The organism is Pseudomonas sp. FSL R10-0399 (genome assembly GCF_009600165.1).
In the GTDB taxonomy this organism is placed as follows: domain Bacteria; phylum Pseudomonadota; class Gammaproteobacteria; order Pseudomonadales; family Pseudomonadaceae; genus Aquipseudomonas; species Aquipseudomonas helleri.
In genome coordinates this window covers 1-10,302 of sequence record NZ_WIWK01000159.1, presented here as the reverse complement: position 1 = coordinate 10,302, position 10,302 = coordinate 1, and the positions used below count along the sequence as shown (strand labels likewise).

The following is a 10,302-nucleotide window of genomic DNA, read 5'->3' as shown; positions in this document are numbered from 1 at the left end:
GTGGGTGATGACGGGATCGAACCGCCGACCCTCTGCTTGTAAGGCAGATGCTCTCCCAGCTGAGCTAATCACCCTTTGCTTCGTTGAGGCCGCGAAATTTACGCAGGTATTGAAGCTAAGTCAAGGACAAGGTTGAGTTTTTTTCAAAAAAAGCAAAAAAACTCAGTTACTCGTCATAAACCATTTTCTTGCTCATGCCACCGTCCACGACAAACTCCTGCCCGGTGACAAAACCGGCATTGCGCGACAGCAACCAGGCGACCATCGCCGCCACGTCTTCAACGGTCCCTACCCGGCCAGTCGGGTGTTGCGCGTGATCGGCGTCGGTTAACGGCTCTGCGCGGCGCACAGAAGGGTCACGTGCGTCGATCCAGCCGGGGCTGACAGCATTGACGCGGATCTCCGGCCCAAGGCTGATGGCCAGCGCATGGGTCAACGCCAGCAACCCGCCCTTGCTCGCCACGTAAGCCTCGGTGTCTGGCTCTGACTGGCGGGCGCGGGTGGACGCCAGGTTGACGATCGAACCGCAATGCGCGCGCAAATAAGGCGCACAGTGCTTGGCCAACAGCATCGGCCCGGTGAGGTTGACGGCCAGTACGCGGTTCCAGTGATCCAGATCGAGGCTTTCAAGGGTCATGTTGTGCGGATCGGCAATCGCAGCGTTCGATACCAGCGCATCCAGACGCCCGAACTGCCCCAACACTTGGGCCACACACTGAATCACGTCGGCCTCGACCGACACGTCCATGGCCACGAACCAGGCGCTGTCACCCAGCGCCTTGACCACTTTTGAGCCACGCGCACGATCAATGTCGGTCAGCACCACTTGCCAACCTTCACTGATCAACCACGCCGCAATCCCCAGACCAATGCCGCGTGCAGCACCGGTCACCAGTGCTACACGGCCATTGCCCTCAATCGCTGATTCAAGCGCCCATTCGGTCACAGTACGGCCAAGCCTCGCGACAGGTCAGCTTGCAGGTCAGCTACGTCTTCCAGGCCGACCGCAATGCGGATCAGACTGTCACGGATGCCGGCCGCTTCGCGCTCTTGTGGCGCCAGACGACCGTGGGAGGTGGTCGCCGGGTGGGTAATGGTGGTTTTGCTGTCACCCAGGTTAGCGGTGATGGAAATCAGGCGGGTGGCGTCGATAAAGCGCCAGGCGCCCTCTTTGCCGCCTTTGACTTCAAAGCTGACCACTGCACCGAAGCCGCGCTGCTGGCGCTGGGCCAATGCATGCTGCGGGTGGCTCTTAAGGCCCGCGTAGTGAACTTTCTCGACGCCGTCCTGCTGCTCCAGCCACTCGGCCAGAGCCAAGGCGCTGGCGCAGTGCGCGCGCATACGCAGGTTGAGGGTTTCCAGACCTTTGAGGAAGATCCAGGCGTTGAACGGGCTCAGGGTCGGCCCGGCAGTGCGCAAAAAGCCGACGACTTCTTTCATCAGTTCGCTGCGCCCCGCCACAACACCGCCCATGCAACGGCCCTGGCCGTCGATGAACTTGGTCGCCGAGTGCACAACGATGTCAGCGCCCAGCTTGACCGGCTGCTGCAAGGCTGGCGTACAGAAGCAGTTGTCGACCACCAGCAGCGCACCCTTGGCGTGGGCAATTTCTGCCAGCGCGGTGATGTCTACCAGTTCCGCCAAGGGGTTGGACGGCGACTCCACAAACAGCAATTTGGTGTTCGGCTTGATCGCCGCATCCCATCCTTGCAGTTCGGCCAGCGGCACGTAGTCCACCTCAATGCCAAAGCGCTTGAAGTATTTTTCGAACAGGCTGATGGTCGAACCAAAGACGCTGCGCGAAACCAGCACGTGGTCTCCAGCGCTGCACAAGCTCATCACCACCGACAAAATGGCGGCCATGCCGGTTGCCGTGGCAACGGCCTGCTCCGCCCCTTCCAGTGCCGCGATACGCTCTTCGAACGCACGCACCGTAGGGTTGGTGTAACGCGAATAAACATTGCCCGGGACCTCACCCGAGAACCGCGCCGCCGCATCGGCAGCCGTGCGGAACACGTAGCTGGAGGTCAGGTACATTGCATCACCGTGCTCGCCTTCTGGCGAACGGTGCTGGCCAGCACGCACAGCCAAGGTGTCGAACGCTACGCCCTCGAGGTCGCTGTCCAGCCGACCGGCATCCCAATCCTGACTCATGCTGCCCACTCCTTGCCTTGTATATAAATGCTTTTAAGTAAGAACAATGCAAACCGGCCCATCAGGGCCGGTGTGTTGAAGCTTAGTTGTTGTACAAGCCTATCGTTGCACCGACGCCTTGAGCAATCACCTTGGAGGCATCATTGCGCGCACGCTCGATGCGGTCCAGATAGTTCTCGTCAATGTCGCCGGTCACGTACTTGCCGTCAAACACCGCGCAGTCGAACTTCTCGATCTTGATCTTGCCGCCACCGACCGCTTCGATCAGGTCCGGCAGGTCTTGATAGATCAGCCAGTCAGCGCCGATCAGGTCAGCCACGTCCTGGGTAGTCCGGTTATGGGCGATCAGTTCGTGGGCGCTTGGCATGTCGATGCCGTACACGTTCGGGTAGCGTACAGCCGGGGCTGCCGAGCAGAAGTAAACATTCTTCGCACCCGCTTCACGGGCCATCTGAATGATCTGCTTGCAGGTGGTGCCACGCACGATCGAGTCATCGACCAGCATCACGTTCTTGCCACGGAACTCCAGTTCGATGGCGTTGAGCTTCTGGCGCACGGATTTTTTACGTGCAGCCTGGCCCGGCATGATGAAGGTACGGCCGATGTAACGGTTTTTAACGAAGCCTTCGCGGAACTTGACGCCCAAGTGGTTCGCCAGCTCCAGCGCAGCGGTACGGCTAGTGTCCGGGATCGGGATGACCACGTCGATGTCGTGGTCTGGACGCTCGCGCAGGATCTTCTCGGCCAGCTTTTCGCCCATGCGCAGACGCGCCTTGTACACCGAAACGCCGTCGATGATCGAGTCCGGACGCGCCAGGTACACGTGTTCGAAGATGCACGGGGTCAGTTGCGGGTTTACTGCGCACTGACGGGTGTGCAGCTTGCCGTCTTCAGTGATGTAAACCGCTTCGCCCGGCGCCAGGTCGCGAATCAGGGTAAAGCCCAGCACGTCGAGCGACACGCTTTCGGAAGCGATCATGTACTCGACGCCTTCGTCGGTGTGACGCTGGCCGAACACGATCGGGCGGATGCCGTTAGGATCGCGGAAACCGACGATGCCGTAACCGGTGATCATCGCCACCACGGCATAACCACCGCGGCAACGGTTGTGCACGTCAGTCACAGCGGCGAAAACGTCTTCTTCAGTCGGTTGCAACTTGCCACGTTGCGCCAATTCATGGGCGAAGACGTTGAGCAGGACTTCCGAGTCCGAGTTGGTGTTGACGTGACGCAAGTCAGATTCGTAAATCTCCTTGGCCAGCTGTTCAACGTTGGTCAGGTTGCCGTTGTGCGCCAAGGTGATGCCATACGGCGAGTTGACGTAAAACGGCTGTGCCTCTGCTGAAGTCGAGCTACCTGCTGTTGGATAACGCACATGGCCGATGCCCACGTTACCAACCAGGCGCTGCATGTGGCGCTGATGAAACACATCCCGCACCAACCCGTTGTCCTTGCGCAGGAATAACCGGCCATTATGGCTGGTTACAATACCGGCAGCATCCTGGCCGCGGTGCTGGAGGACGGTTAGCGCGTCATACAGCGCCTGATTGACGTTCGACTTACCGACGATACCGACGATGCCACACATGCGACGCAACCCCTACTTAATGGATCTGAACTGAACACCGCTCACTTGGGCTGGATAGCCGGCAAGAGGTGCTCCTTGAACGGTAGATCAGCAGGTGCGCTGATACCGCTGGCCAACCATTGGCTACTCCACCCCAAAATGAGGTTTTTCGACCAATCGGCAACCAATAGAAATTGTGGCATGAGCCTGGACTCCTGCCACCACGAGTCTTGCTGCACCGGCCCCAGGCTCAAGAGCCCGACCCCCACGACCACCAGCAGCGCGCCACGCGCAGCGCCAAAGGCCATGCCGAGAAAACGATCGGTCCCGGACAACCCGGTGACGCGAATCAGTTCGCCGATAAGAAAGTTGATCATTGCGCCTACCAGCAAGGTGGCGACAAACATGATGGTGCACCCGACGATGATGCGGGCGGAAGGTGTTTCGATGTATCCGGTGAGGTACTGTGACAACGAACCGCCGAACATCCAGGCGACAACCCCGGCAATGATCCAGGTGCACAGCGACAGCGCTTCTTTTACGAAGCCGCGCTTCAAGCTGATCAATGCAGAAATGGCGATGATTGCAACGATCGCCCAGTCAACCCAGGTAAATGGCACAGTTCAGTCTACAGACAGATAAGGCGGCGCATTTTAGCAGAGCGCCGCCTCTCAAGTCAGGCGATTTATCAGTGCATTGGCTATCAGACCCAACCTTTTTATGCGCTTAGCCACGCTCAGGCTGGAAGCGCACCACAAAACCCTTGAGATTTTGCTGCTTGTCGAGAATGTCACGCATCCGATCGGCCTCTGCACGTTCCAGCAACGGCCCTACAAAAACCCGGTTCATCCCGCCAGACGATCGAACGTAAGCGTTATAACCTTGATTACGAAGGGTTTTTTGCAAGTTATCGGCGCTGGCACGATTGGACAGACTCACCAACTGGATCGACCAACTGATGGGCAAACCGTTAGGGTCTACACGCTTTTGCGTGGTGTCGAGCTTGGCTGGCGGCTGCGCCACCGTTTGCGCTGGCGTGACTGCAGGCGGCTTGGCGGGCGCTACCGGTTTGCTGACCACTGGTGCAACCGGCGCCGGAGCAGGTGCAGGCGCAGGTTTTGGCGCTGCAACCACGGCTTGCTCGACCGGCAGTTCCGGCTCTTGCTCAATGACTTGCGGCTCTGGCACCGGCACAGGCTCTACCTGAACCTGAGGCATGACGGGTGCTTGTGGCGCCGTCGGCGCATCGACCTGAACCTGGCGCTGCTCATCCTGACGCGAAAACAGCATGGGCAGAAAAATCACCGCCAGAGCGATCAGTACCAGCGCCCCAACCATCCGCTGCTTGAATACCTTATCCAGCAAAGCCATTTGCAGCCTCCTCCTTGGCGCGCCGCTCCAGCCATTCAAGCGCCTGAGCGACACAATAAAATGACCCGAACAGCAAAATTTCATCTTGCGGCGTAGCCCGTTCGCACTGCGCCTCAAGTGCTGCATCAACACTGTCGTACGGGGTAACCGATGCGCCCAACGCTTGCAGCGCAGCCTGCAACTCAGCCGCAGGGCGCGAACGCCCGGTGTTCAGTGGCGCGACTGCCCAATGCTCGACAACACCAGTGAGTTGCGACACAACGGCATCCAGATCCTTGTCTGCCAACAGACCAAACACCGCCAAACGCTTGCCCGCCAACGGTCGTTGTTGCAAACGCTTGCGTAAATACTCGGCAGCATGGCCGTTATGGCCGACATCCAGCAACAGGCTCAGCGGCTTGACGTTCCAATTGATCTGGCGACGGTCAAGACGCCCGGTGACCTTGGTCGCCAACAGCGCCTTGATCACCGTCTGCGGATCCCAAGGCCACTGCGTCAGGGCATACGCCTGAAGCGCCAGCGCTGCGTTTTCCATGGGCAGATCCAGCAACGGCAAATCGCGCAGCTCGAGCGTTTGCCCTTGTGCATCACGCCCCTGCCAATGCCAGACAGTGTCGGCAATGGTCAGATTAAAATCACGCCCGCGCAGCAACAGCGGGCAAGCCAGCTCTTTGGCTTTGTCGAGCAGAGGTTGAGGCGGGTCAAGATCACCGCACAAGGCCGGCTTGCCCTGGCGGAAAATCCCGGCCTTTTCATAGGCAACGGATTCACGGGTATTACCGAGGTACTCCACGTGATCGACGCCAATGCTGGTGACCAGCGCCATGTCAGCGTCAACCAGGTTGACCGCATCCAGTCGCCCGCCCAGCCCGACTTCAAGCACCACAACGTCCAGTTGTGCGCGCTCGAACAGCCAGAACGCAGCCAGCGTGCCCATCTCAAAGTAGGTCAGGGATGTTTCCCCGCGACCGGCGTTCAACGCCTCAAAGGCTTCGCACAACTGCGAGTCCGAGACTTCAACCCCGTCGATCTGCACACGCTCGTTATAGCGCAGCAGATGCGGCGAGTTGTAAACCCCGACCTTGAGCCCTTGCGCACGCAGCAACGAGGCAACGAATGCACAGGTCGAACCTTTACCGTTGGTGCCAGTGACTGTCACCACCCATGGCGCGGGCTTTTGCAAGCCCATGCGGTTCGTTACCTCTCGTGCGCGGTCCAGCCCCATGTCGATGGCAGCCGGATGCAACTGTTCAAGATAGGCGAGCCACTCGCCAAGGGTGCGCTGGGTCATAGGTTTGCAGGTGCCGGTGGGACAACGACGGTTTCAACAGGCACAGCCACAAACTCAGGTGTTGGCAGGCCCATCATTTGTGCCAGCAGGTTACCCAGGCGCGGACGCAGCTCCTGACGCGAAATAATCAGGTCAATGGCGCCATGCTCCAGCAGGAATTCGCTGCGCTGGAAGCCTTCTGGCAGTTTTTCGCGAACGGTTTGCTCAATCACTCGCGGACCGGCGAAACCGATCAGCGCTTTTGGCTCAGCCACGATCACGTCACCCAACATCGCCAGGCTGGCCGAAACACCGCCGTACACCGGGTCAGTCAATACCGAGATAAACGGAATGCCTTCTTCACGCAGACGCGCCAGTACCGCAGAGGTCTTGGCCATTTGCATCAGGGAGATCAGCGCTTCTTGCATGCGCGCACCGCCGGAAGCGGAGAAGCAGACCATTGGGCAGCGGTTTTCGAGGGCGTAGTTGGCGGCGCGAACGAAGCGCTCACCGACGATGGCACCCATCGAGCCACCCATGAAGGAGAACTCAAACGCCGACACCACAATCGGCATGCCCAGCAGGGTACCGCTCATGGACACCAGAGCGTCTTTTTCGCCGGTCTGCTTTTGCGCGCCGACAATGCGGTCTTTGTACTTTTTGCTGTCGCGGAATTTGAGACGGTCAACAGGCTCCAGATCAGCACCCAACTCGTTGCGACCGTCAGCGTCCAGGAAGATGTTGATGCGTGCACGTGCGTCGATGCGCATGTGGTGATTGCACTTGGGGCAAACGTCCAGGGTCTTTTCCAGCTCTGGACGGTAAAGCACAGCGTCACAAGACGGGCATTTGTGCCACAGGCCTTCAGGTACCGAGCTCTTTTTGACCTCGGAACGCATGATCGAAGGAATCAGCTTGTCTACCAACCAGTTGCTCATGCTTTTTTTCTCCAGTACCGGCGACCTGAACACTGCGGTTCAGGCCCCGTGTATGCCCTTGAGCTTAATTCAATAAGTGTGTGGCGATGATTGTCCGGGAACAGCGGTCAGCCATGGCAAACCAGCGCATCCCTTTCAACCCTCAGCCTTCCCGACAACACGCCCTGAAGCGGTTGGCGCTTTAATTTCTGCCCGTCATGTCACCGGGCCCGCCCGTATCACGAAGCGGTAATGATGGACGGTGGCAGGCTGCCAACCGTCACATCGAGTATCAGTTTGTTGCGCGTACAGCCTGCATAAAGGCCCGAATCTTATCGTGATCCTTGATGCCTTTGCTCTTTTCTACGCCACCGCTGACGTCAACAGCGTAAGGCTGCACCTGAGCAATGGCTTGCGCCACGTTCTGCACGGACAGGCCACCAGCCAAAATAATCGGCTTGCTTAACCCTTGAGGTATCAGAGACCAGTCAAAGGCCTGCCCGGTTCCACCCGGCACACCCTCAACGTAGGTATCGAGCAAGATCCCGCTGGCAGAGGCGTAAGCCGCACAGGCTGCAGCAATGTCGTCCCCTGCTTTGACCCGTAGCGCTTTGATGTAGGGCCGGTGATAGCCCTCGCACTGCTCCGGGGTTTCATCGCCGTGAAATTGCAGCAAGTCCAGCGGCACAGCGTCCAGCGTTTCGTTCAGTTCACAGGCGCTGGCATTCACAAACAGACCCACGGTGGTCACAAACGGCGGCAGCGCGGCAATGATGGCCCGCGCCTGCGCGGCAGTCACCGCTCGTGGGCTTTTGGCATAAAATACAAAGCCAATCGCATCAGCCCCGGCGGCCACGGCGGCCAGTGCGTCATCTATGCGGGTAATCCCGCAGATCTTGCTGCGAACGGCTGACATGTAAGCGATACCCCTGAGCACGAGCGTGAAAGTGCCGGATGTTAACAAATGCTTACCCGTGCGTCAGCCGTCGAGTTCGCTAAAACCGGTCAAGAAATGTGGGCCAATGTAACGCTCGGGCAACGGGAACTCGTCGCGATATTCCACCTGCACCAGATACAGCCCGTAAGGATGCGCTGTCACGCCGCCTGAGCGACGCTCACGGCTCTCCAGCACTTCTTTGATCCATTCCACCGGACGCTCGCCAGAACCGATGGTCATCAGCACCCCGGCAATGTTGCGCACCATGTGATGCAAAAAGGCGCTGGCGCGGATATCCAGCACGATCATCTGCCCGTGGCGAGTCACACGCAGGTGATGCAGTTCCTTGATCGGCGACTTGGCCTGGCATTGCCCAGCACGGAAGGCACTGAAGTCGTGTATACCGAGCAGGTATTGCGCGGCTTGCGCCATGCGCTCGACGTCCAGCGGGCGGTGGTTCCAGGTGATTTCCTGGTTGAGGTGCGCGGGGCGAATCGGATCGTTGTAGATCACATAGCGGTAACGCCGGGCGATCGCCTTGAAACGCGCATGGAAGTTCGCCGGCATCACCTTGGCCCAACTGACACTGATGTCGTGGGGCAAATTGATATTGGCGCCCATGACCCACGCCTTCATCGAGCGTTCGGCCTGGGTATCAAAGTGCACCACCTGCCCGCAGGCATGCACCCCGGCGTCAGTACGCCCGGCACACATCAACGACACTGGCGAGTCGGCGACTTTTGACAGCGCGTTTTCAAGGGTTTCCTGAACCGTCAACACGCCATTGGCCTGACGTTGCCAGCCGCTGTAGCGCGAACCTTTGTATTCAACGCCCAGGGCGATGCGGAAAAAGCCTTCAGCAGCCATTTCGGCTGCCGGGTTATCTATATTTGCCAAGGAGTTACAGCCTGCTCATAAACGCAAAGGCGGCCATTATAAGGCCCACCCGCGAAGACGCCATGAATCAAATGACCGGCGCGAACAAAATGAGCGTTGTAGGAACGAGCTTGCCTCGCGATCTTTTGATCTTTTTAAAAGATCACGAGGCAAGCTCGCTCCTACAGGGAGGGGTCAGGCCAGGCGGGAGAGCAGTTCGATGGCCTCGGCCTGTTGCTCCGGGCTGCCCTCGCCCATGACTTCGGTCAGGATGTCACGCGCGCCTTCGTCGTCGCCCATGTCGATGTAAGCCTGGGCCAGGTCAAGCTTGGTCGCGGCCTCATCGGCGCCCGACAGGAAGTCGAACTCCGGCTCTTCGTCAGCGCCCGCTACAGCTCCGGCAAACGGCTCGGCCATCGCCGGCTCTTCCAGGCTCTGGGACAAGCGCTGCAATTCAGCGTTTACCTTGTCCAGTTCCATCGAGAAGCTGTCCGGCACTTCAGGCACCGCTGGCGCTTCTTCTGCCAGGGACAAATCAAAGTCATCCGGCAGATCAAGGTCAAAATCTGCTGCCTTGTCCAACGCAGCCTGGGTTTCAGCCTGTTGCTCAAGCACCGCATCGAAGCTCTGCCCGCTCGCCTCAACCAGATCATCAAGCCCCTGCTCAGGCGAGACCCGGGTCGGCGAGACCTCTTCCAGATCATCGAGACTCAAGTCGAAGTCGTGGTCAAACTCTTCAACTGGGGGCGTGATCACGGGTGCCGGCTTGAGTTCGGGCTCAGGCTCGACAACCCGGTCGTCGCGCATCATTTCTTTGACGAAATCAGCCTGGAACTGCGAAGCCACCGCTGCCGCGACAATCCCTGCCGCCACCGCAGCCATGGCCGGGTAACGCACCTTGAGCTGAGCCACTTCGGCGTAGTTTTTGCCATTGGCAACCAGTTGGCGCTCTTGCGCGATAAAGGCTTCACGCTCGCCCAACTCGCCATAGACCTGCATTAATTTCAAACGCAGGTCGCTGCGCTGCGGTGCATGGCTGATGGCACTTTCGAGCAACCCGGCCGCTTCATGGAACTGGTGCTGCTGAATCAATTGCTCCGCTTCAACCAGTACTTCAGCGCCTGACTTGGCGGGTGCAGCCACCCGCCAAGTCAGGCGCTGAAGTACTGGTTGAAGCGGAGCAATTGATTCAGCAGCACCAGTTCCATGA

Annotated in this window: 10 protein-coding genes and 1 tRNA gene; all 11 read right to left on the bottom strand. The window is 59.0% G+C overall.

Going from position 1 to position 10,302, the window contains the following annotated elements:
- Window position 1: 1 nt before the first annotated feature.
- A tRNA-Val gene (locus GHO41_RS27110) sits at window positions 2-74 on the bottom strand.
- Window positions 75-166: 92 nt separating this feature from the next.
- Window positions 167-946, bottom strand: a complete 780-nt coding sequence (locus GHO41_RS27105; RefSeq protein WP_178110219.1) for an SDR family oxidoreductase — start codon at window positions 944-946, stop codon at window positions 167-169.
- On the bottom strand, window positions 943-2,154 hold the full coding sequence (locus tag GHO41_RS27100) for an O-succinylhomoserine sulfhydrylase (protein WP_048369020.1): 1,212 nt from the start codon (window positions 2,152-2,154) through the stop codon (window positions 943-945). Before GHO41_RS27100 ends, GHO41_RS27105 begins: the two co-directional genes overlap by 4 nt.
- A gap of 82 nt (window positions 2,155-2,236) precedes the next feature.
- Window positions 2,237-3,742: an amidophosphoribosyltransferase gene (purF, locus tag GHO41_RS27095; RefSeq protein WP_048369019.1), complete on the bottom strand. Its 1,506-nt coding sequence runs from the start codon at window positions 3,740-3,742 to the stop codon at window positions 2,237-2,239.
- Between the two features lie 41 nt (window positions 3,743-3,783).
- Window positions 3,784-4,341: a CvpA family protein gene (locus GHO41_RS27090; RefSeq protein ID WP_048369018.1), complete on the bottom strand. Its 558-nt coding sequence runs from the start codon at window positions 4,339-4,341 to the stop codon at window positions 3,784-3,786.
- 106 nt (window positions 4,342-4,447) lie between these two features.
- Window positions 4,448-5,092 carry an SPOR domain-containing protein gene (locus GHO41_RS27085; protein WP_048369017.1) on the bottom strand — a complete coding sequence of 215 codons (645 nt, stop codon included), beginning with the start codon at window positions 5,090-5,092 and terminating at the stop codon, window positions 4,448-4,450.
- Window positions 5,076-6,383 carry a bifunctional tetrahydrofolate synthase/dihydrofolate synthase gene (gene folC / locus GHO41_RS27080; protein WP_153435133.1) on the bottom strand — a complete coding sequence of 436 codons (1,308 nt, stop codon included), beginning with the start codon at window positions 6,381-6,383 and terminating at the stop codon, window positions 5,076-5,078. The genes GHO41_RS27085 and folC overlap by 17 nt, the downstream gene beginning before the upstream one ends.
- Entirely contained in the window at window positions 6,380-7,300 is a 921-nt protein-coding gene (gene accD / locus GHO41_RS27075) for an acetyl-CoA carboxylase, carboxyltransferase subunit beta (protein ID WP_048369015.1), read from the bottom strand. Before accD ends, folC begins: the two co-directional genes overlap by 4 nt.
- A 271-nt stretch (window positions 7,301-7,571) precedes the next feature.
- A complete protein-coding gene (locus tag GHO41_RS27070; RefSeq protein ID WP_123748709.1) occupies window positions 7,572-8,195 on the bottom strand; it encodes a phosphoribosylanthranilate isomerase in 624 nt (207 codons plus the stop codon).
- Window positions 8,196-8,258: 63 nt separating this feature from the next.
- On the bottom strand, window positions 8,259-9,083 hold the full coding sequence (truA, locus tag GHO41_RS27065; protein ID WP_153327458.1) for a tRNA pseudouridine(38-40) synthase TruA: 825 nt from the start codon (window positions 9,081-9,083) through the stop codon (window positions 8,259-8,261).
- A 204-nt stretch (window positions 9,084-9,287) separates the two neighbouring features.
- Window positions 9,288-10,302, bottom strand: a 1,015-nt coding sequence (locus tag GHO41_RS27060; protein ID WP_305977950.1) for a FimV/HubP family polar landmark protein, incomplete at its 5' end; no start/stop codon positions are given.

Bases quoted from the DNA above. Each gene is read 5' to 3' on its own strand.
- GHO41_RS27100 (WP_048369020.1), bottom strand. From the start codon at position 2,154: ATGAGTCAGGATTGGGATGCCGGTCGGCTGGACAGCGACCTCGAGGGC.
- purF (WP_048369019.1), bottom strand. From the start codon at position 3,742: ATGTGTGGCATCGTCGGTATCGTCGGTAAGTCGAACGTCAATCAGGCG.
- GHO41_RS27085 (WP_048369017.1), bottom strand. From the start codon at position 5,092: ATGGCTTTGCTGGATAAGGTATTCAAGCAGCGGATGGTTGGGGCGCTG.
- folC (WP_153435133.1), bottom strand. From the start codon at position 6,383: ATGACCCAGCGCACCCTTGGCGAGTGGCTCGCCTATCTTGAACAGTTG.
- accD (WP_048369015.1), bottom strand. From the start codon at position 7,300: ATGAGCAACTGGTTGGTAGACAAGCTGATTCCTTCGATCATGCGTTCC.
- GHO41_RS27070 (WP_123748709.1), bottom strand. From the start codon at position 8,195: ATGTCAGCCGTTCGCAGCAAGATCTGCGGGATTACCCGCATAGATGAC.
- truA (WP_153327458.1), bottom strand. From the start codon at position 9,083: ATGGCTGCTGAAGGCTTTTTCCGCATCGCCCTGGGCGTTGAATACAAA.